The sequence below is a fragment of the Mesorhizobium sp. P3_A8 genome (assembly GCF_056402995.1).
In genome coordinates this window covers 383,867-405,283 of the sequence record NZ_JBFUGI010000006.1, presented here as the reverse complement: position 1 = coordinate 405,283, position 21,417 = coordinate 383,867, and the positions used below count along the sequence as shown (strand labels likewise).

20 protein-coding genes are annotated in these 21,417 nt (G+C 61.5%); 5 read left to right on the top strand and 15 right to left on the bottom strand.

Annotated elements, in window-relative coordinates; all coding sequences use genetic code 11:
- From AC1DX4_RS17395 to rpsL, 4 genes are all read right to left on the bottom strand, one after another.
- Positions 1–263, bottom strand: a 263-nt coding sequence (locus tag AC1DX4_RS17395; protein WP_477221455.1) for a GTP-binding protein, incomplete at its 3' end; no start/stop codon positions are given.
- Between the two features lie 66 nt (positions 264–329).
- Positions 330–2,420, bottom strand: coding sequence for an elongation factor G (gene fusA / locus AC1DX4_RS17390; protein WP_477221454.1), 2,091 nt, complete (start codon positions 2,418–2,420; stop codon positions 330–332).
- A 29-nt stretch (positions 2,421–2,449) separates the two neighbouring features.
- The gene (gene rpsG, locus AC1DX4_RS17385; protein ID WP_008875664.1) at positions 2,450–2,920 is read right to left on the bottom strand and encodes a 30S ribosomal protein S7; all 471 of its coding nucleotides are present in this window, start codon (positions 2,918–2,920) and stop codon (positions 2,450–2,452) included.
- Between the two features lie 60 nt (positions 2,921–2,980).
- Positions 2,981–3,352 (bottom strand): 30S ribosomal protein S12, encoded by a 372-nt coding sequence (rpsL, locus tag AC1DX4_RS17380; RefSeq protein ID WP_006333356.1) that lies wholly within the window; start codon positions 3,350–3,352, stop codon positions 2,981–2,983.
- Between the two features lie 483 nt (positions 3,353–3,835).
- On the opposite strand from rpsL, the gene AC1DX4_RS17375 reads away from it, so the two are divergent.
- The 3 genes from AC1DX4_RS17375 (at position 3,836) to AC1DX4_RS17365 (ending at position 6,270) form a co-directional block, all read left to right on the top strand.
- Entirely contained in the window at positions 3,836–4,117 is a 282-nt protein-coding gene (locus AC1DX4_RS17375; RefSeq protein WP_027044972.1) for a hypothetical protein, read from the top strand.
- Positions 4,118–4,133: 16 nt separating this feature from the next.
- Positions 4,134–5,240 (top strand): PLP-dependent cysteine synthase family protein, encoded by a 1,107-nt coding sequence (locus tag AC1DX4_RS17370; RefSeq protein WP_477221453.1) that lies wholly within the window; start codon positions 4,134–4,136, stop codon positions 5,238–5,240.
- 106 nt (positions 5,241–5,346) lie between these two features.
- Entirely contained in the window at positions 5,347–6,270 is a 924-nt protein-coding gene (locus tag AC1DX4_RS17365) for a Gfo/Idh/MocA family protein (protein ID WP_477221473.1), read from the top strand.
- Positions 6,271–6,282: 12 nt separating this feature from the next.
- Here AC1DX4_RS17365 and AC1DX4_RS17360 read toward each other — a convergent pair whose 3' ends face one another.
- The 3 genes from AC1DX4_RS17360 to AC1DX4_RS17350 all read right to left on the bottom strand — a co-directional run bounded on the left by AC1DX4_RS17360 (position 6,283) and on the right by AC1DX4_RS17350 (position 7,971).
- The gene (locus AC1DX4_RS17360) at positions 6,283–6,654 is read right to left on the bottom strand and encodes a hypothetical protein (protein ID WP_477221452.1); all 372 of its coding nucleotides are present in this window, start codon (positions 6,652–6,654) and stop codon (positions 6,283–6,285) included.
- Positions 6,655–6,687: 33 nt separating this feature from the next.
- A complete protein-coding gene (locus AC1DX4_RS17355; protein WP_477221451.1) occupies positions 6,688–7,353 on the bottom strand; it encodes an O-methyltransferase in 666 nt (221 codons plus the stop codon).
- 222 nt (positions 7,354–7,575) lie between these two features.
- Positions 7,576–7,971 (bottom strand): chlorophyllide reductase, encoded by a 396-nt coding sequence (locus tag AC1DX4_RS17350; RefSeq protein ID WP_477221450.1) that lies wholly within the window; start codon positions 7,969–7,971, stop codon positions 7,576–7,578.
- 97 nt (positions 7,972–8,068) lie between these two features.
- On the opposite strand from AC1DX4_RS17350, the gene AC1DX4_RS17345 reads away from it, so the two are divergent.
- On the top strand, positions 8,069–8,647 hold the full coding sequence (locus AC1DX4_RS17345) for a DUF2975 domain-containing protein (RefSeq protein WP_477221449.1): 579 nt from the start codon (positions 8,069–8,071) through the stop codon (positions 8,645–8,647).
- 13 nt (positions 8,648–8,660) lie between these two features.
- Entirely contained in the window at positions 8,661–8,873 is a 213-nt protein-coding gene (locus tag AC1DX4_RS17340; protein WP_056568371.1) for a helix-turn-helix domain-containing protein, read from the top strand.
- Positions 8,874–9,014: 141 nt separating this feature from the next.
- Here AC1DX4_RS17340 and rpoC read toward each other — a convergent pair whose 3' ends face one another.
- From rpoC to secE, 8 genes are all read right to left on the bottom strand, one after another.
- Entirely contained in the window at positions 9,015–13,211 is a 4,197-nt protein-coding gene (gene rpoC, locus AC1DX4_RS17335) for a DNA-directed RNA polymerase subunit beta' (RefSeq protein ID WP_477221448.1), read from the bottom strand.
- A gap of 128 nt (positions 13,212–13,339) precedes the next feature.
- The gene (gene rpoB / locus AC1DX4_RS17330) at positions 13,340–17,476 is read right to left on the bottom strand and encodes a DNA-directed RNA polymerase subunit beta (RefSeq protein WP_477221447.1); all 4,137 of its coding nucleotides are present in this window, start codon (positions 17,474–17,476) and stop codon (positions 13,340–13,342) included.
- Between the two features lie 263 nt (positions 17,477–17,739).
- Entirely contained in the window at positions 17,740–18,117 is a 378-nt protein-coding gene (gene rplL, locus AC1DX4_RS17325) for a 50S ribosomal protein L7/L12 (RefSeq protein ID WP_477221446.1), read from the bottom strand.
- Between the two features lie 54 nt (positions 18,118–18,171).
- Entirely contained in the window at positions 18,172–18,690 is a 519-nt protein-coding gene (gene rplJ, locus AC1DX4_RS17320) for a 50S ribosomal protein L10 (RefSeq protein WP_477221445.1), read from the bottom strand.
- Between the two features lie 396 nt (positions 18,691–19,086).
- Positions 19,087–19,785 carry a 50S ribosomal protein L1 gene (gene rplA / locus AC1DX4_RS17315; RefSeq protein ID WP_477221444.1) on the bottom strand — a complete coding sequence of 233 codons (699 nt, stop codon included), beginning with the start codon at positions 19,783–19,785 and terminating at the stop codon, positions 19,087–19,089.
- Positions 19,786–19,789: 4 nt separating this feature from the next.
- Positions 19,790–20,218, bottom strand: a complete 429-nt coding sequence (rplK, locus tag AC1DX4_RS17310; RefSeq protein ID WP_013531410.1) for a 50S ribosomal protein L11 — start codon at positions 20,216–20,218, stop codon at positions 19,790–19,792.
- Positions 20,219–20,392: 174 nt separating this feature from the next.
- A complete protein-coding gene (nusG, locus tag AC1DX4_RS17305; RefSeq protein WP_010909261.1) occupies positions 20,393–20,920 on the bottom strand; it encodes a transcription termination/antitermination protein NusG in 528 nt (175 codons plus the stop codon).
- Between the two features lie 29 nt (positions 20,921–20,949).
- Entirely contained in the window at positions 20,950–21,153 is a 204-nt protein-coding gene (gene secE, locus AC1DX4_RS17300; protein WP_027044964.1) for a preprotein translocase subunit SecE, read from the bottom strand.
- Between the last annotated feature and the right edge of the window lie 264 nt (positions 21,154–21,417).

Below are 21,417 nucleotides of genomic sequence, written 5' to 3'. Positions count from 1 at the left end.
ATCATGTTCTTCACATAGTCGGCGTGGCCGGGGCAGTCGACGTGGGCGTAGTGGCGGGCAGCCGTCTCGTATTCGACGTGAGCCGTCGAGATGGTGATGCCGCGTGCCTTCTCTTCCGGCGCCGCATCGATCTGGTCGTAGCGCTTGTACTCGCCAAAATACTTCGTGATCGCCGCCGTCAGCGACGTCTTGCCATGGTCAACGTGACCAATCGTGCCGATGTTCACATGAGGCTTGTTACGCTCGAATTTACCTTTTGCCATGTGATGTCTCCAATCCTGCTCGCCCGTGCGGGCCTTGAATTAAGTTACTGCTGCAACCCGTTCAGGTTACGCGTATTTCTTCTGAACTTCCTGGGCGACCGCGGTCGGCACAGGCTCGTAATGATCGAACTGCATCGTGTAGGCCGCGCGGCCCTGGCTCATCGAGCGCAGGTTGTCGACGTACTTGAACATGTTGGCGAGCGGCACCATCGCGTTGATGACGACGGCCACGCCGCGCGCTTCCTGGCCCTGGATCTGGCCACGACGACCGTTCAGGTCACCGATGACGCTGCCGACGTAGTCTTCCGGTGTCACGACTTCGACCTTCATGATCGGCTCGAGCAGCTGCACGCCAAGCTTGGGTGCGGCCTCACGGAAGCAGGCGCGGCCGGCGATTTCGAAGGCCAGAACGCTGGAGTCCACGTCGTGATAAGCGCCGTCGATCAAGGTTGCCTTGACGCCGATCATCGGGAAGCCCGCGAACGGACCCGAGGTCATGACGCTGTTGATGCCCTTTTCGACGCCCGGGATGTATTCCTTCGGCACGGCGCCGCCGACGATCTTGGTTTCGAATACGAATTCGCTGCTTTCCGGATTCGGCTCGAACACGATCTTGACGCGAGCGAACTGACCGGTACCGCCGGTCTGCTTCTTGTGCGTGTAGTCCTGCTCGTGCCTGCGGGTGATCGTCTCGCGATAGGCAACCTGCGGAGCGCCGACATTGGCCTCGACCTTGAACTCGCGACGCATGCGGTCGACGATGATGTCGAGGTGGAGCTCGCCCATACCGGAAATGATGGTCTGGCCGGATTCCTCATCGGTCTTGACGCGGAAGGACGGATCCTCGGCAGCCAGGCGGTGAAGGGCGAGGCCCATCTTTTCCTGGTCGTTCTTGGTCTTCGGCTCGATGGCGATCTGGATGACCGGATCCGGGAATTCCATGCGCTCCAGGATGACCGGGTGCAGCGGATCGCTGAGCGTATCGCCCGTGGTCGTGTCCTTGAGACCGGCCAGAGCAACGATGTCGCCGGCAAAAGCCTCTTCGACGTCGGCGCGCGAGTTCGCATGCATCTGCAGCATGCGGCCGATGCGCTCTTTCTTGCCCTTGACGGTGTTGTCGACCGAGATGCCCTTGGTCAACTTGCCCGAATAGATGCGGGCAAAGGTGAGCGAACCGACGAACGGGTCGTTCATGATCTTGAAGGCGAGCATCGACAGCGGCTCGTTATCATCCGCATGACGCTCGATATCGGCGTCGGTCTTGGCATCGACACCCTTGATGGCGGGAACATCGGCCGGCGAAGGCAGATATTCGACGACGGCGTCGAGCAGCGGCTGCACGCCCTTGTTCTTGAAGGCCGAGCCGCAGAACATCGGGTAGAACTTGACCGCGATGGTGCCCTTACGGATCAGCGCGCGGATCTCGTCATTCGACGGCATCTTGCCTTCGAGGTAGTTCTCAAGCGCCGTCTCGTCCATTTCGACAGCGGCTTCGATCATCTTCTCGCGGTATTCTTCCGCACGAGCCTGAAGGTCGGCCGGGATCTCGACGACGTCCCAGGCAGCGCCCAGCGTCTCGTCGCGCCAGACCAGTGCGTTCATCTCGACGAGGTCGACAACGCCCTTGAACTCGGTCTCGGCGCCGATCGGCAGCTGCATGACGACGGCATGCGCACCGAGGCGCGAGCCGATCATCTCGACCGAGCGGTAGAAGTCGGCGCCGATCTTGTCCATCTTGTTGCAGAAGATCATGCGCGGAACGCGATACTTGTCGGCCTGGCGCCAGACGGTTTCCGTCTGCGGCTCGACACCGGCATTGGCATCGAGCAGCGCGATGGCGCCGTCGAGAACGCGCAGCGAACGCTCGACTTCGATGGTGAAGTCGACGTGTCCGGGGGTGTCGATGATGTTGAAGCGGTACATCTTGCCGCTACGACCCTTCCAGAAGGTCGTGGTCGCGGCGGACGTAATGGTGATGCCGCGCTCCTGCTCCTGCTCCATCCAATCCATGGTGGCAGCGCCGTCGTGCACTTCGCCGATCTTGTGCGACTTGCCCGTGTAATAGAGGACGCGCTCGGTGGTCGTCGTCTTGCCGGCGTCAATATGCGCCATGATACCGAAATTGCGGTAGTCTTCGATTTTGTATTCGCGGGCCATCGTAGCTGCCTCTCAGTCTCGTTCGCGCTTTACCAGCGGTAGTGCGCGAAAGCGCGGTTGGCTTCAGCCATCTTGTGGGTGTCTTCACGCTTCTTGACGGCGGTGCCGCGGTTGTTGGCCGCGTCCATCAACTCGCCCGACAGGCGGTCGACCATCGTCGTCTCGTTACGGTTGCGGGCGGCAGCGATCAGCCAGCGAATGGCCAGCGCCTGACGGCGCTCGGGGCGCACGTCGACCGGAACCTGGTAGGTGGCGCCGCCGACGCGACGCGACCGGACTTCCACATGCGGCGCGACATTGTCGAGCGCCTGATGGAAGACGGTGACCGGCTCCTGCTTGGTCTTCGACTGAACCTGGTCGAGCGCACCGTAGACGATGGTCTCGGCGACCGACTTCTTGCCGTCATACATGACGGCGTTCATGAACTTGGTGACAATCAGATCACCGAACTTCGGGTCCGGATTGATCTCACGCTTTTCTGCACTGTGACGACGCGACATGGCTTTTGTCTCTCAATCTCATAGCCCGACGCATTCAAGCAGCGCCAGGGCCGGAAAATCTTACTTCGGACGCTTGGCGCCGTACTTCGAACGGCGCTGCTTGCGGTTCTTCACGCCCTGCGTGTCGAGCACGCCGCGGATGATGTGGTAGCGAACGCCCGGAAGATCCTTGACGCGGCCGCCGCGGATCATCACCACGGAGTGTTCCTGAAGGTTGTGACCTTCGCCGGGGATGTACCCGATCACTTCAAAACCATTGGTCAGGCGGATCTTGGCCACCTTGCGCAGCGCCGAGTTCGGCTTCTTCGGCGTCGTTGTATAGACGCGCGTGCAGACGCCCCGCTTCTGCGGGTTCTGCTGCATGGCCGGGACCTTGTTGCGCTTCACCGGCGCAATGCGCGGCTTGCGGATCAGCTGGTTGACGGTAGGCATTAAACCCTCTTGTCTCTCAATTCCGTGTCTCGCCCGGTCAGGGCCGCTCAAAGCGTCATTTCCATACGCAAATTCGGGCCATAAACCGCGCCTCGCGGTCTTGCCCGAACAAATGGCAGAGGAAGCGGAAGCCGCTTCGTGCACGCCGGAAATGTCTTTTCGCTCGTAAAACGAACCCTGTTTGAGGCAAACTCCAAAGCGTGTCGCTTCGGAAGGGAGAGCCTCACATCGGTTCTGACTGGCCGGCTTCTACTCGTAAGCCCGCGAACCGTCAACCCCGGTGTGGCAAATATTGCATCGAAGCCGGGGCTTGGCAGCTATGCGAAAACCGCATGTAATTTTCTTTCGCCGTTTTGCAAGCGCGAGGAAGAAAGTGACCCGCGTTCGACTGTTGCAAAGCCATGCTTCATGCGAAAAGTCGGCATGAGCAGCCCAAATCCCCTCGCCCACCCAGTATCTTTGGCAAAAAACAGGAATCAGCCCGTGAACGACAATGAGGAGCGCCCGGTCACCATCATCACCGGCCGGGTATGGAAGAGGAAGGGCGGCAAAGTGGAGGGCGTGCATGTCATGCTGGTTGCGCCCGACGACGATTCGGCGGTGCGCCGCGCCCTCGAATCGCTTGCGGCGGAAGGTTACGCCGAGGCTGAGCTCGACCAGATCGGCGACATGGACGGTATACCCGACGAGGAGCCGCATCTCTCCGCTTTCCAGGGTGCGCTCGAAGGCGAAGTGTCGATCGTCACCTTCGACGTGCCGATCTGAACCCAGGGCATAGATGATGGCTGGATCGAAGGAACCTGCATCCCGGGCCTGGGCCGACCGGTCGGTCGCCGCGATCGAGGCCGACCAGCACCGTTCGGCCGACACCCACCTCTGGAAACTCGACCTGCCGGCGCTGGCCGGCATCGACTTCTATCTCAAGGACGAATCCACCCATCCGACCGGCAGCCTGAAGCACCGGCTGGCGCGTTCACTGTTTCTCTATGGGCTGTGCAATGGCCTCATCCGCGAAGGCTCGCCGGTGATCGAGGCGTCATCCGGTTCGACGGCGGTGTCGGAAGCCTATTTCGCCCGTATGATCGGCGTACCGTTCTATGCGGTGATGCCGCGTTCGACATCGCGCGAGAAGATCGCCGCGATCGAACACTATGGCGGCAACTGCCATTTCATCGATGACGGCAGGCGCATCTATGCCGAGTCGGCCGAACTCACGGAGCGACTCGGCGGTCATTTCGTCGATCAGTTCACCCACGCCGAACGGGCCACCGACTGGCGCGGCAACAACAACATCGCCGATTCCATCTTCGGACAGATGCGCGAGGAGCGGCACCCGATCCCAAGCTGGATCGTGATGAGTGCCGGCACTGGCGGCACCACGGCCACGATCGGCCGCTACCTGCGCTACAAGCGGCATGCGACCCGGCTGTCGGTGGCGGATGTCGAGCGCTCGGCTTTCTTCGATGGCTTTGCCACGCATGATCGCGATTGCCGCTGCGAGCAGCCGTCGCGGATCGAGGGCATCGGCCGGCCGCGCATGGAACCATCCTTCGTGCCCGGCGTGATCGATCACATGCTGAGGATACCGGATGCGGTGTCGCTGGCGGCGATGCGGGTGTTGTCGCGCCGACTCGGCCGCCGCGTCGGCGGCTCGACCGGCACCAACTTCATCGCCATGTGCTTTCAGGCCGCGCGCATGATCGAGCATGGCAAGACCGGTTCGCTGGTGACGCTGATCTGCGATTCCGGCGACCGCTATGCCAACACCTATTATTCCGACGAGTGGCTGGCCGCCAACGGCCTCGACCCCTCGCCCTTCGAACCTGCGATCGAAGCCTTTCTGGCGGGCGGAAAACTGGCGCTGCAGTTCGAGGAAAGCTGGGGCTGAGCTTTCTACTCCCACTTGGCGGCTTCGGCTTGCCCGGGGCAAGTGTTCTGCTAGAAACGCTCACCATCATCAAACAGACGGAGCGGCCGTGTCCGAGCCCATCAAGATAGGCCCCATCAAGATTGGCATCGTCGGCGTCGGCAAGATCGTCCGCGACCAGCACCTGCCGGCCCTGGCGAAAGACCAGAGCTATCGCCTCATCGCCGCCGCCAGTCGGCACGGCAAGGTCGACAACATTCCGAATTTCCCTGATATCGAAGCCATGCTCGACGCCGTGCCCGAGCTCGAGGCCGTGTCGCTCTGCATGCCGCCGCAGTTCCGCTACGATGCGGCGCGCACGGCGCTGATCGCGAAAAAGCACGTCTTCCTGGAGAAGCCGCCCGGCGCCACGGTCAGCGAGGTCGAGGACCTGAAGCGACTCGCGGCGGCCAATGGCGTCTCGCTGTTCGCCAGCTGGCATTCGCGCTACGCGCCGGCGGTGGAAGCCGCGCGCGCCTTCCTGGCTTCGGCCAAGGTCAAGTCGGCCGCCATCAACTGGAAAGAAGACGTCCGTCGCTGGCACCCCAACCAGGACTGGATCTGGGCGCCCGGCGGTTTTGGCGTCTTCGATCCCGGCATCAACGCGCTGTCGATCGCAACCCACATCCTGCCGGCAATGTTCATCACTTCGGCGGCGCTCGATTTTCCGGAAAACCGCGCCGCTCCGGTCGCGGCCCAAGTCACCTTTCGCACTTCCGATGGATTGCCGGTGACGATGGACCTCGACTGGCTGCAAACCGGCCCGCAAAGCTGGGACATCCTGGCCGACACGGACCAGGGCAAGATGGTGCTTTCCGGCGGCGGCACCAAGCTCGCCGTCGACGGCAAGGTGGTTCACGACGAGCCCGAAGCCGAATATCCCCAGCTCTACCGCCGCTTCGCCGAGATCGTGCGCGCCGGCGTGTCCGACGTCGATCTGGCGCCGCTCCAGCATGTCGCCGATGCCTTCATGCTCGGCAAGCGCAACGTGGTCGAGGCATTCTTCGATTGAACCGAGGCGTTGCTATCGTGAACCTTGGCCGGGATATGTTCCTGGCTTAGGTTCGGAGACGCTTGGTGCGGTGCGACGTCCGAATTCCAGCTCGTTCAGCACTTCTTGGACGGCGATCTCAAGATCGGATTGCCCCCAGCCAAGCTGCGTGATCTCGCCATACCTAGCGAAATTTGAGCGGTCGAAACCGTGCTCAAGGTCGTTGTATGAGATCACAGTTCGGCCGATCAGCGCTACAACCCAAATGTGAAGATCCGCGCCAGCCGAGGTCCGGTGAATCCATTGTTCCGGATCAATGCTGATCGTGTCCCAGAGCCTTCGCTGCGCAAAGCTCATGCGCTCCCGGCGCTCGTTGATCAGGTCCCAGAGAGCTGTCTCCTTCATCTGTCCAATACCTTTCAGATCCGGCTTGCGTTTTCAGTCGACGATCGCAATCGCAAAGCCATCATAACCCTTGGCGCCGACTGTCTGGATGGCGGTGCCGTCCAGGCGCTTGTCGCCGCCGATGAACGAGAACGCCGCCCGAGCGCCCACGACATTGGCGTCATGGCCGCCCTCATCGAGCACTGCGCCGTCGCGGATGACGTTGTCGCAGATGATCACAGTCCCCGGCCGCGACAGCCGCATCGCCCATGACAGATAGTTCGGGTTGTTCGGCTTGTCGGCGTCGATGAAGATGAGATCGAACGGCCCGGCGTTCTCAGCGCTTAGCGCGGCAAGCGACTGAAGGGCCGGTCCGATTCGCAGGTCCACGCGTTCCGACACGCCTGCCCGTTCGAAATTCGACTGCGCGACGCTGGCGTGATGCGGGTCGAGTTCAAGCGTCACGATCTTGCCGTTCGCAGGCAAGGCGCGCGCCATCCAGATCGTGGAGTAGCCGCCCAGCGTGCCGACTTCGAGAACCTTCTTCGCTCCCTGAATGCGCGCCAGAAGTGAAAGCAGCTTGCCCTGCGCCGGCGAGACGTCGATCGGTGGCAAACCTTGATCACGGTTGGCCGCCAGAACGGCATCGAGGGCGGGATCTGCCTCGAACAGGGCATCAACGATGTAGTCGTCGACAGCAGCCCAGGTCTTCTTGCTCATCGTCTTTTCCGATCCATCAAGAGCCAAATTACGAAACCGGGCCGCTTAAGGGTTGCGGCAAGGAAACACGTGATGTCGTCGGCTGTCCGAATTCAAGTTCGTTCAGGACGTTCGTACCAACCGAGACAGGTCGTCGTAAATGAAAAAGCCGCCGGGTTGCCCCGACGGCTTCCGTGATTGAAGCGCTGTCGATCGCGATCCGGGCCCGGCGGCTCGCTTCGATCAATCCGTGGTGCGGCAGCCAGCGCGCTTGACCATGTCGGCAACGATCAGTGGCGTCGCCGGCGTTTGCGACCAGCTGTCGTGACGGGGCGCACCGGCTTCGAGGGCGGCGCGTATGGTCCCAGTATCCAGGCTGAAAGACTTCTTGCACGAACGGGCGCCATTGCCGATCGTGTCGACGATGACGCCGGCACCTTCGCCAACCCCGGCGACATAGGCGACAAGCGTTTGCCTGGCGACTGGACTCGTCCCGGCCTTTTCGATCATCTCCATCACCTGCGCCACCGATATCCGACCAGTCGCCGTCGATGGCAGGGCGTGGGCTGCAAAGGGCATCACGAGCGCCGTCATGAACCCGATGGCGGCAAGGGTAATCTCGCGTTTGAAGGAAGGCATTGGTAGCTCCTGTTGAGTCGAACATTGACATCTGACATCGTTATGCATAATCTTATTATTGTAAAACGATAATTTCTTTTCACCAAGCGAGATCACAATGATTGAACCCGTCATTACGGCTCCAACCCTGGACCCAACGCGCCAGACAAGGTTGAGACGCATCCGGCTTTTCAGCCTGGTGCTGGCAAGGTGTTTTGTTGTGCTGGCGGCAGCGCTGACGATTGCTGTGCTGATTTACTGGCTCGCCACTCCCACCGCTTCGATCGCCATGGATGCCAATATTCCTCAGGAATGGCTGAACGGCATGGGCCTCGGTCGGAGACTGGCCGGGTTCGCGATCTCGTTTGCGCCGCTCGCCTGTCTCGTTTTCGCGCTGATGGCAGCCCGACGCGCCTTCCAAGCTTTTGCGACCGGAGACTTCTTCGGTCAGAACGCCATCAGGAATTTGCGGTATTTTGGCCTCGGGCTGTTGGCATCGGCAGTGCTGAAGCCAGTTTCGGGGGCCGCATTGTCCGTTCTCTTGAGTTTGGACGCGCCTGCCGGCCAGCACCGGCTGACGCTCGGTCTCGACAGCGACACGCTGCTGACCTTGCTGACCGCGGGCATCATTGCCGTGATCACCTGGGTCATATCAGAGGCATCCGCGCTCGCCGACGAAAATGCGCAGTTCATATGAGGAGGATCGGCTTATGCCCATAAGGGTCAGGCTCAATGTCGTCCTCGCCGAACGAAACGTGAAGTCGAAGGACCTGGCCGAACATGTCGGCATCACCGAAGCCAACCTTTCCCTTCTGAAACAGGGAAAGGTCAAAGGCATCCGGTTCGACACGCTGGAGCGCATCTGCGAATACCTCGATTGCGAGCCAGGGGATTTGCTTCGCTTCGAGAAGCCGTCCGAATAGCACAAACAAAAAGGCCGCCGGGTTGCCCCGACGGCCCTGTTGCCTGAGATATCCAAGAGCGGTTCATCGTTTCCAGGAAACGCCGAACCGCTCTATCTTTTGTTCTGGCGCAATTCCTGTTGGGAATTGCTGCCGCCGCGCTTACTGCGCGGCGGTTGTCATATCGGCCAGCATCGGCTCGGCGATTTCCACACCGGAGGCCTTGCGGCGCTCGTCGATGATCAGTTCGTCGCGCGAGGTGGCGATGCGCCGGATCTGGCTCATCGTGCCGCCGGTACCGGCCGGGATCAGCCGGCCGACGATGACGTTTTCCTTCAAGCCCTGCAGCATGTCGGTCTTGCCGGCAACCGCGGCTTCCGTCAGCACCCTGGTCGTCTCCTGGAAGGAGGCGGCCGAGATGAAGGACGGCGTCTGCAGCGATGCCTTGGTGATGCCCAAGAGCACCGGCTGACCTTCGGCCGGCTTCTTGCCGTCCTCGATCAGGCGCTCGTTGACCTCTTCCAGTTCGATCACGTCGACGTGGTCGCCCGGAATGTAGGTCGAGTCGCCCTGCACCGTGATCTCGACCTTCTGCAGCATCTGGCGAACGATCACCTCGATGTGCTTGTCGTTGATCGACACGCCCTGCAGACGGTAGACTTCCTGGATTTCGTTGACGAGGTAGGAAGCAAGTGCTTCCACGCCCTTGATCGCCAGGATGTCGTGCGGTGCCGGATTGCCGTCGAGGATGTAGTCGCCCTTCTCGATGACGTCGCCGTCCTGGAGATGGAACGGCTTGCCCTTCGGGATCAGGTATTCGACCGGCTCAAGCGTCGAGTCATGCGGCTCGATGATGATGCGACGCTTGTTCTTGTAGTCGCGGCCGAAGCGGATCGTGCCATCGATCTCGGCGATGATGGCGTGATCCTTCGGACGACGTGCCTCGAACAGTTCGGCAACACGCGGCAGACCGCCGGTAATGTCCTTGGTCTTGGCGCTTTCCATCGGGATACGTGCCAGCACGTCGCCGGGACGAACCTGCGCACCCGGCTCGACCGAGAGAATGGCCTCGACCGAGAGCAGGAAGCGGGCGTCGCCACCCTTCGACAGCTTGCCGACCTTGCCCTTGGCGTCCTGAATGGCAATCGCCGGCTTCAGATCGTTGCCGCGCGGCGTCGAGCGCCAGTCGATGACCTCACGCTTGGTGATGCCGGTCGACTCGTCGGCCGTTTCCTGAACGGAAATGCCGTCGACCAGATCCTCATACGACACCCTGCCCTCGATTTCGGTGAGGACCGGGCGGGTATAGGGATCCCACTCGGCGATACGCTGGCCGCGCTTCACCTTGTCACCATCGTCCACGAAGATACGCGAACCATAGGTGAGACGGTGCGAGGCGCGCTCCTTGCCGGCTTCGTCGAGGATCAGCACCGCCATGTTGCGGCCCATGACCATCTGCTGGCCGTCGGAGTTGCGCACCACGTTGCGGTTGCGGATCTCGACCTTGCCCTCATACGAGGCTTCAAGGAACGAGCTATCCACCACCTGCGCGGTACCGCCCATGTGGAAGGTACGCATGGTGAGCTGGGTGCCCGGCTCGCCGATCGACTGCGCCGCGATGACGCCGACGGCTTCACCCTGGTTGACCGGGGTGCCGCGCGCCAGATCGCGACCGTAGCAGACCGCGCAGACGCCGATCCTGACCTCGCAGGTCAGTGCCGAGCGAATGCGGACCGACTGGACGCCGGCCTTTTCGATCTGCTCCACGTCACGCTCGTCCATCAGCGTTCCGGCCTTGACCAGCAGGTCGCCGGTCACCGGATGGTTGATGTCGTCGAGCGAGGTACGGCCCAGCACGCGCTGACCAACCGAAGCGACAACCTGACCGGCATCGACGATCGGCTGCATGGTGAGGCCCTTGTCGGTGCCGCAATCCACGGAGTTGACGATGCAGTCCTGCGCCACGTCGACCAGACGGCGGGTGAGGTAACCCGAGTTCGCCGTCTTCAAGGCGGTGTCGGCCAGACCCTTGCGGGCGCCGTGGGTCGAGTTGAAGTACTCGAGCACGGTCAGGCCTTCCTTGAAGTTCGAGATGATCGGCGTCTCGATGATTTCACCCGACGGCTTGGCCATCAGGCCGCGCATGCCGGCGAGCTGACGCATCTGGGTGGGCGAGCCACGCGCACCGGAGTGCGACATCATGTAGATCGAGTTCATCGGCTTCTGACGGCCATTGTCCTCGAACTCGACCGCCTTGATGCGGGCCATCATCTCGTCGGCGACCTTTTCCGAGCACTTGGCCCAGGCGTCGACGACCTTGTTGTACTTCTCGCCCTGCGTGATCAAGCCGTCATTGTACTGCTGCTCGTATTCCTTGGCCAAAGCCTCGGTGTCGGAGACCAGCTTGATCTTGCTATCCGGGATCAGCATGTCGTCCTTGCCGAACGAAATGCCGGCACGGCAGGCATGAGCGAAGCCGAGAGCCATGATGCGATCGCAGAAAATGACCGTCTCCTTCTGACCGCAGTGGCGGTAGACGGTGTCGATCATCTTGGAGATGTTCTTCTTGGTCATCTCCTGGTTGGCGGTCTCGTAAGGCACATTGACGTTCTTCGGCAGAAGCTCGCCGATGATCATGCGGCCAGGCGTGGTGTCATGGATCTTCGACACGACCTTGCCTTCGGCGTCGACCGTGCGGAAGCGGCCCTTGATCTTGGCGTGCAGGGTCACCGCCTTGGTCTCGAGCGCATGCTGGAGTTCGCCCATGTCGGCAAACACCATGCCCTCGCCCGGCTCGTTCTGGTTGACGATCGAGAGATAGTAGAGACCGAGAACCATGTCCTGCGACGGCACGATGATCGGCGCGCCGGAAGCCGGGTGCAGGATGTTGTTGGTCGACATCATCAGCACGCGGGCTTCAAGCTGCGCTTCCAGGGACAGCGGCACGTGAACGGCCATCTGATCGCCGTCGAAGTCGGCGTTGAAGGCCGTGCAGACCAGCGGATGCAGCTGGATCGCCTTGCCTTCGATCAGGATCGGCTCGAACGCCTGGATGCCGAGGCGGTGCAGCGTCGGCGCACGGTTCAACAGCACCGGGTGCTCGCGGATGACCTCGTCAAGAATATCCCAGACTTCCGGACGTTCCTTCTCGACCAGCTTCTTCGCCTGCTTGACGGTCGAGGAGTAACCCTTGGCGTCGAGACGGGCGTAGATGAAGGGCTTGAACAGTTCGAGCGCCATCTTCTTCGGCAGGCCGCACTGGTGCAGCTTGAGCTCCGGACCGGTGACGATGACCGAGCGGCCGGAATAGTCGACGCGCTTGCCGAGCAGGTTCTGGCGGAACCGGCCCTGCTTGCCCTTGAGCATGTCGGACAGCGACTTCAGCGGACGCTTGTTGGCACCGGTGATGACGCGGCCGCGACGGCCGTTGTCGAACAGTGCGTCGACGGCTTCCTGCAGCATGCGCTTTTCATTGCGCACGATGATGCCGGGAGCGCGCAGCTCGATCAGCCGCTTCAGACGGTTGTTGCGGTTGATGACGCGGCGATAGAGGTCGTTCAGGTCGGACGTCGCGAAACGTCCACCATCCAGAGGAACCAGCGGACGCAGGTCCGGCGGGATCACCGGAACCACCTTCATGATCATCCATTCCGGACGATTGCCGGATTCCATGAAGTTCTCGACGACCTTGAGCCGCTTCAGATACTTCTTCTGCTTCAGTTCGGACGTGGTCGAAGCCAGTTCCGAACGCAGGTCGCCGGCGATCTTCTCCAGGTCCATGCCGGCCAGAAGGTCATGAATGGCCTCTGCGCCGATCATGGCGGTGAACGAATCCTCGCCATATTCGTCGACGGCGATCATGTACTCTTCCTCGCTGAGCAGCTGGTGCTCCTTCAGCGCGGTGAGGCCAGGCTCGGTGACGATGTAGTTCTCGAAGTAGAGGACGCGCTCGATGTCCTTCAAGGTCATGTCGAGCAGCGTGCCGATGCGCGAGGGCAGCGACTTCAGGAACCAGATGTGAGCGACGGGAGCGGCGAGCTCGATATGGCCCATGCGCTCGCGGCGGACGCGCGACAGCGTGACTTCGACGCCGCACTTCTCGCAGATGACGCCCTTGTACTTCATGCGCTTGTACTTGCCGCACAGGCACTCATAGTCCTTGATCGGGCCAAAAATGCGCGCGCAGAAAAGACCGTCACGCTCCGGCTTGAAGGTGCGGTAGTTGATGGTCTCCGGCTTCTTGATCTCGCCGAACGACCAGGACAGAATCTTCTCAGGGCTGGCGAGCGATATCCGGATGGAATCGAACACCTGCGCCGGCGCCTGCGGATTGAAGAGATTCATGACCTCTTGGTTCATGCCGTTCTCCTTTTCGGGGTCCTCGAAAACCCCTTGCATCTAACGCGGACCAAACGCCCGCCGTCTTTGTCGGCCACTGGCCGTCGAATTCGTTTGGCGCGCCGCAACTTATGCGGCGCGCCGTAGCCTTACTCGGCCGCGTCGGGCAGCCGGATCGGGTTGTCGTCGAGCTTGGTGTTCTCCAGCTCGACATTGAGGCCGAGAGACCGCATTTCCTTGACGAGCACGTTGAAGCTCTCCGGAATGCCGGCCTCGAAGGTGTCGTCGCCGCGGACGATCGCCTCGTAGACCTTGGTGCGGCCAGCGACGTCGTCCGACTTCACCGTCAGCATTTCCTGCAGCGTGTAGGCGGCGCCGTAGGCTTCCAGCGCCCAGACCTCCATCTCGCCGAAGCGCTGGCCACCGAACTGCGCCTTGCCGCCCAGCGGCTGCTGGGTGACGAGCGAGTACGGACCGATCGAACGCGCGTGGATCTTGTCGTCCACGAGATGGTGAAGCTTGAGCATGTAGATATAGCCCATCGTCACCTTGCGATCGAACGGCTCGCCCGTGCGTCCGTCATAGAGCTGCGACTGACCTGATGTGTGCAGGCCCGCCTGCTCCAGCATGATGTTGATGTCAGCCTCGTGCGCGCCGTCGAACACCGGGGTCGCGATCGAGACGCCGCGGCGCATCTGCTCGCTGAGGCGAACAATGCTCTCGTCGTCATAATCACGGACCGGCTCGTTGCGGTCATTCGCCGGAATGAAGCTCTCGAGCGTCTTGCGCAGCGGCTTGATGTCGCCCGCCACCTTGTACGCGTCGATCAGCTCGCCGATCTTCTTGCCCATGCCTGCGCAAGCCCAGCCCAGATGCGTTTCCAGGATCTGGCCGACATTCATGCGGCTCGGCACACCCAGCGGGTTGAGCACGATATCGGCATGCGTGCCGTCCTCGAGGAAAGGCATATCCTCGACCGGAACGATGCGCGACACGACACCCTTGTTGCCGTGACGGCCGGCCATCTTGTCGCCCGGCTGCATCTTGCGCTTCACCGCCACGAAGACCTTGACCATCTTCATGACGCCCGGAGGCATTTCGTCGCCGCGCTGGACCTTCTCGACCTTGTCCATGAAGCGCTGCTCGAGCGCCTTCTTGGAGTCGTCGTACTGGCCACGCAGGGCTTCCAGTTCGCTCTGGAGCTTTTCGTTCTCCACGGCAAACTGCCACCACTGCGAACGCGGATACTCGTCGAGCGTATCCTTGGACAGCGTCGAGCCCTTCTTGAAGCCCTTCGGTCCAGCGATTGCTTCCTTGCCGACGAGCACGTCGGAAAGACGCGCATAGACGTTGCGGTCCAGAATGGCCTGCTCGTCGTCGCGGTCCTTGGCGAGGCGTTCGATCTCCTCGCGCTCGATCGCCATGGCGCGCTCGTCCTTCTCCACACCGTGGCGATTGAACACGCGCACCTCGACGACGGTGCCGAAGGTGCCCGGAGGCATGCGCATCGAAGTGTCGCGCACGTCCGAAGCCTTTTCGCCGAAGATGKCGCGCAGAAGCTTCTCTTCCGGCGTCATCGGGCTTTCGCCCTTCGGCGTGATCTTGCCGACCAGGATGTCGCCCGGCTGAACTTCCGCACCGATATAGACGATGCCGGCTTCGTCGAGGTTCTTCAGCGCTTCTTCCGAAACGTTCGGAATATCACGCGTGATTTCCTCCGGACCGAGCTTGGTATCGCGCGCCATGACCTCGAACTCCTCGATGTGGATCGAGGTGAAGACGTCGTCGGCGACGATGCGCTCGGAGAGCAGGATCGAGTCCTCGTAGTTGTAGCCATTCCACGGCATGAACGCGACCAGCACGTTGCGGCCGAGCGCCAGATCACCGAGCTCGGTCGACGGACCGTCGGCAATGATGTCGCCCTTGTTGACCCGATCACCCATACGCACCAGCGGACGCTGGTTGATGCAGGTGTTCTGGTTCGAACGCTGGAACTTCATCAGCCGGTAGATGTCGACGCCGGACTTGCCCGGATCGAGATCTTCCGTCGCGCGGATAACGATACGCGTCGCGTCCACCTGGTCGACGATGCCGCCGCGGCGAGCGCCGATGGCGGCGCCTGAGTCACGGGCAACGATCGGCTCCATGCCGGTGCCGACAAACGGCGCCTCGGCGCGCACCAGCGGCACGGCCTGACGCTGCATGTTCGAGCCCATCAGAGCGCGGTTGGCGTCGTCGTTCTCGAGGAACGGGATCAGGGCCGCGGCCACCGACACCATCTGCTTGGGGGACACGTCCATCAGGTCGACGTTTTCACGCGGCGCCATCATCACTTCGCCGGCACTGCGGCAAATGACGAACTCGTCGACGAAGCCGCCATTCTTGTCGAGCTCGGCGTTGGCCTGCGCGACATGGTGCTTGGCTTCTTCCATCGCCGAGAGATAGACGACGTCATTGGTCAGCTTGCCGTCGACGATCTTGCGGTACGGGCTCTCGATGAAGCCGTACTTGTTGACGCGTGCGAAGGTGGCCAGCGAGTTGATCAGACCGATATTCGGGCCTTCCGGCGTCTCGATCGGGCAGATACGGCCGTAATGCGTCGGGTGCACGTCGCGCACTTCGAAGCCGGCGCGCTCGCGGGTCAGACCGCCCGGTCCAAGCGCCGACAGGCGACGCTTGTGGGTGATCTCCGACAGCGGGTTGGTCTGGTCCATGAACTGCGACAGCTGCGAGGAACCGAAGAACTCGCGCACGGCGGCAGCCGCCGGCTTGGCGTTGATCAGGTCCTGCGGCATCACCGTGTCGATCTCGATCGAGGACATACGCTCCTTGATCGCACGCTCCATGCGCAGCAGGCCGACGCGGTACTGGTTTTCCATGAGCTCGCCGACAGAACGCACGCGACGGTTGCCGAGATTGTCGATGTCGTCGATCTCGCCCTTGCCGTCGCGCAGTTCGACCAGCGTCCTGACCACGGCCAGGATGTCGTCCTTGCGCAGCACGCGCACGGTGTCCTCGGCCTTGAGTTCGAGGCGCATGTTCATCTTGACGCGGCCAACGGCCGACAGATCGTAGCGCTCGCTGTCGAAGAACAGCGAGTTGAACATGGCTTCGGCGGTCTCGAGCGTCGGCGGCTCGCCGGGGCGCATGACACGGTAGATGTCGAACAGCGCGTCCTGGCGGCTCTCGTTCTTGTCGACGTTGAGCGTGTTTCTGATGTAGGCGCCGACATTGACGTGGTCGATGTCGAGAACCTTGATCTCGTTCTCGCCCGTGCCGAGCAACACCTTCAGCGTCTTTTCGTCGATCTCATCGCCGGCTTCGAGGAAGATCTCACCGGTGGCGTAGTTGACGATGTCCTCGGCCAGGTAATTGCCGAGCAAATCCTCGTCGGTCGCCTTGATCGCCTTGAGACCCTTTTCGCCAAGCGCCCTGGCCTGACGGGCGGTGATCTTCTTGCCTTGCTCGACAACGACCTCGCCCGTATCGGCGTCGACCAGGTCGCCGACAGCCTTGAGGCCGCGGAAACGCTCGACGTTGAACGGGATGCGCCAATGGTCGCCGGCACGCTTGTAGGTGATCTTGTTGTAGAAGGTCGACAGGATCTCTTCGCCATCCATGCCGAGCGCCATCAAGAGCGACGTCACCGGAATCTTGCGGCGACGGTCGATGCGGGCGTGCACGACGTCCTTGGAATCGAACTCGATGTCGAGCCACGAACCGCGATAGGGAATGACGCGCGCGGCAAACAAAAGCTTGCCCGACGAGTGCGACTTGCCCTTGTCGTGGTCGAAGAAAACGCCCGGCGAACGGTGCATCTGCGAGACGATGACGCGCTCGGTGCCGTTGACGATGAAGGTGCCGTTCAAGGTCATGAGCGGCATGTCGCCCATGTAGACGTCCTGCTCCTTGATGTCCTTGATCGACTTGGCGCCGGTATCCTCGTCAATATCGAACACGATGAGGCGCAGCGTCACCTTCAGCGGCGCGGCATAGGTCAGGTCGCGCTGACGGCATTCGTCAACGTCGAATTTCGGTCCTTCGAACTCGTACTTCACGAACTCCAGCATCGAGGAGCCGGAAAAATCGGAGATCGGGAAGACCGACTTGAAAACAGCCTGCAGTCCCTCGTCCGGACGTCCGCCCTTGGGCTCGTCCACCATCAGGAACTGGTCATAGGACGCCTTCTGAACCTCGATCAGGTTCGGCATCTCCGCAACTTCCGGAATCTTTCCGAAGAACTTGCGTACGCGTCTGCGGCCATTGAAAGTCTGGGTCTGGGCCATCGTCGCTCCTTAGCTCTAAACTCGGGACGGGCCTCGCCGCGGCCCGCCTTGCATACCGAGCCGCCTGGGCGGCGGCTCTCTGTCTGTTCTCCGTCCGCCCCAACCAATTGCTTGGCGGCGGCCGGCTAAAACGGGAGAAAACCCGTTTCCTGAGGGCCGGCTGTGGCCCTCAGGAAAGAGGTTCTCGTACATCTCGCGCTACGCGTCCTCCCTTCGGCCGAAAGGAGTGGCGGACGGCGCGAGGCCGTCCGCCGCTTTTACGCTTACTTCAGGTCGACCTTGGCGCCGGCTGCTTCCAGCTGGGCCTTGAACTTGTCAGCGTCAGCCTTGGAAACGGCTTCCTTAACCGGCTTCGGAGCCGCTTCGACCAGATCCTTGGCTTCCTTGAGGCCAAGACCGGTGATGGCGCGGACTTCCTTGATGACGTTGATCTTCTGAGCGCCGGCCTCGACGAGGACGACGTCGAATTCGGTCTTCTCTTCAACCGGAGCAGCAGCGGCTGCACCGCCGCCAGCAGCGGCAACCGCCACCGGAGCAGCAGCCGAAACGCCCCACTTTTCTTCCAGAAGCTTCGACAGCTCGGCCGCCTCGAGGACGGTCAGCTTCGAAAGGTCGTCTACGATCTTTGCGAGATCAGCCATTGTTGTATTCCTTCATAAGGTTCGAACGTGTGTTTGTGATAGCGAGGAACGGCCTCATGCCGCCTCGTCCTTCCGGGCGTAAGCGCCGATGACGCGCGCGACCGAAGCCGCTGGCGCATTGACGATCTGGGCGATCCGGGTTGCCGGCGTGGCGATCATGCCAACCAGCCTGGCGCGCAGCTCATTGAGCGACGGAAGTGTGGCGAGTGCCTTCACACCATCGGCATTGAGCGAGGTTGTGCCCATTGCGCCGCCGAGAATGATCAACTTCTCATTCCCCTTGGCGAAATCGGACGCGACCTTCGGCGCCGCAATCGGATCCTCCGAATAAGCAATCAGCGTCTGTCCCTTGAACAGGTCGATGATCGATGCGGAGTCCGTGCCCTGAAGAGCGATTTTGGCGAGACGGTTCTTCGCGACTTTAACGGTGCCACCGGCAGCGCGCATTTTCGACCGAAGGTCGTTCATTTGCGCGACGGTGATACCGGCATAGTGGGCCACTACGACTGAACCTGCGCCCGAAAACGCATCATTCAGGCCCGTGACGAGTTCGCGTTTTTCCGCTCTGTCCACTGCCTATCTCCAGTTGACCCCTACCCTGTTCAACGGGAACATTCCCATTGACGAGGACAGGCGTCGGGTTGCCTTTTGCCGGCCGGGCCATCCAGTAACGGATCTCCCGAACGACGCTCGAGGATCCTGCCCCCTTTCGCCACACCGACGGCCAAGCCGACGATGCGCAGACAAAAGGCAAACACGGTTCGAACCTTTCATTGGAGCTTGTCGCTCCGTTGTCCGGTTTTCACCCGTCTCATGCAGGCCCAATTGAATTAAGGCTTCTGGGCCGCCTGCAATCTCGGACAGGATGTCCGGAAGCCTCTCGGCTTCCGGTACCGGGCCACCAACAAGTCGGAGGCCCGGAATTCACTTGCGGATCAGCCGCTTAGCGGCCGATCCAAGATGTTCGTATCAGGACGCGGCGAGCGTCGAGACGTCGAGCTTGAGGCCCGGGCCCATCGTCGAGGTGACCGACACCTTCTTGACGTAGTTGCCCTTGGCGCCAGCCGGCTTTGCCTTGGTCACCGCATCCGCGAAGGCACGGATGTTCTCTTCCAGCGCCTTGACGTCGAACGAGACCTTGCCGACACCGGCATGAACGATGCCGGCCTTCTCGACGCGGAACTCGACCGCGCCGCCCTTCGATGCCTTGACGGCGGCGGCGACGTCGGTGGTGACGGTGCCGACCTTCGGGTTCGGCATCATGCCGCGCGGGCCGAGCACCTTACCGAGACGGCCGACCAGCGGCATCATGTCCGGCGTGGCGATGCAGCGATCGAAATCGATCGTGCCCTTCTGGACGATCTCGACCAGATCCTCGGCACCGACGATGTCGGCGCCTGCGGCCTTGGCCTCTTCCGCCTTGTCGCCACGAGCGAACACGGCAACGCGAACCGAGCGGCCTGTGCCGTTCGGCAAATTGACCACGCCGCGGACCATCTGGTCGGCATGACGCGGGTCGACGCCGAGGTTCATCGCGACTTCGATGGTCTCGTCGAACTTGACCGAGGAACGGTCCTTGAGCAGCTTCAACGCATCGCCCAAGGCATAAGCCTTGTTGGGATCAATGCCTTCGCGGGTCTTCGATACACGCTTTGCAATCTTTGCCATGATCTCAGCCCACCACTTCCAGACCCATCGAGCGGGCGGAGCCCTCGACCATGCGCATGGCCGCCTCGACGTCGTTTGCGTTCAGATCCTTCATCTTGGCAGTGGCGATCTCGCGAACCTTGTCGCGCGAAACGGTGCCAGCCTTGACCTTGCCCGGCTCCTTCGAACCCGACGTGAGGTTTGCCGCCTTCTTCAGGAAGTAGCTCACCGGTGCCGTCTTCATGACGAAGGTGAACGACTTGTCCTGGTAATAGGTGATGACGACCGGAACCGGCGATCCCTTTTCCATTTCCTGGGTCTGCGCGTTGAACGCCTTGCAGAATTCCATGATGTTGATGCCACGCTGACCAAGCGCCGGGCCGATCGGGGGAGACGGCGTCGCCGATCCCGCTTTCACCTGGAGCTTGAGCTGGCCTGCAATTTTCTTAGCCATCTCTTTTCCTGCCTTTGTCTATGCCGGCCCCAATCATCTGGGAAACACCGGCGGTTGCAGTCTGGTGGTGCGATCCATGCGGCCGGCTAAAGCCCCATTCGTCTCCCACCGTACTCAGGCCACGCGCTTCCGCGCCGCCTCCCCTGATCGCCAAACCGGCGCCAGAGATTCGGATCAGCCCTTTTCGACCTGTCCGAATTCCAGATCGACAGGCACGGCGCGCCCGAAGATCGAAACTTCCACCTTGAGCCGCGCCCGCTCCTCGTCCACTTCCTGGACGAAACCGTTGAAGGACGCGAAAGGACCGTCCGAAACGCGGATCGCTTCGCCGATCTCGAAAGTGACCGAGGGCTTCGGCCGCTCGACGCCTTCCTGCACCTGGTTCAGGATGCGCTGTGCTTCCGCCTCGGTGATCGGCACCGGCTTGGAGTCACCCAGGAAGCCGGTGACCTTCGGCGTGTTCTTCACCAGCGAGAACACGGCATCGGTCAGGTTGGCCTTCAAGAGCACGTAGCCCGGGAAGAACTTGCGCTCGGCATCGACCTTGCGGCCACGGCGAACCTCGACGACCTTCTCGGTCGGCACTACGATCTGCTCGATATCGGCGGACAGGCCCTTCTGCTTGGCCTTGTTCTCGATGTCCTCGGCGACCTTCTTTTCAAAGTTCGAATAAGCGTGGACGATGTACCAGCGCGCAGCCATTTTTTTAGACTTCTCCGTAGTCGCCGGACTTAGCGTCCAATGCCCAGAATCTGTTCGATCGCGAAGCCCATCAACTGATCGGCGCTAAAGAAAAAAATCATCGCAATCACAGCGAAGGCCAGAACCATCACCGTCGAGATCATCGTTTCGCGCCGCGACGGCCAAGTCACCTTGGCGGTCTCCGAGCGAACCTGCTGGAGAAAGACGAAAGGATTTGTGGTTTTCGAAGCCATATGCCGCTCTGTCTTCAAGACCCGTTGGCCGGGTCTCCTGGATGATCCCGCTGGCCGGGACGTGCCGCCTGAGCCCAGTATCGCGCCGAATCAGCGCAATCATTTCGCCCATGCAAATCAGACGCGTAAAGCCGGTTTCCCAGCTCCACGCGTCGCGTGTCTGTTCTGTCTACATAAAACCGATTCTTGATCCACGCAAGTGGCAAGTGTCCGCTTTATGACCAAACACCGCCTCGGAACCATCCAGTCGTTCCGTCCCGGCTA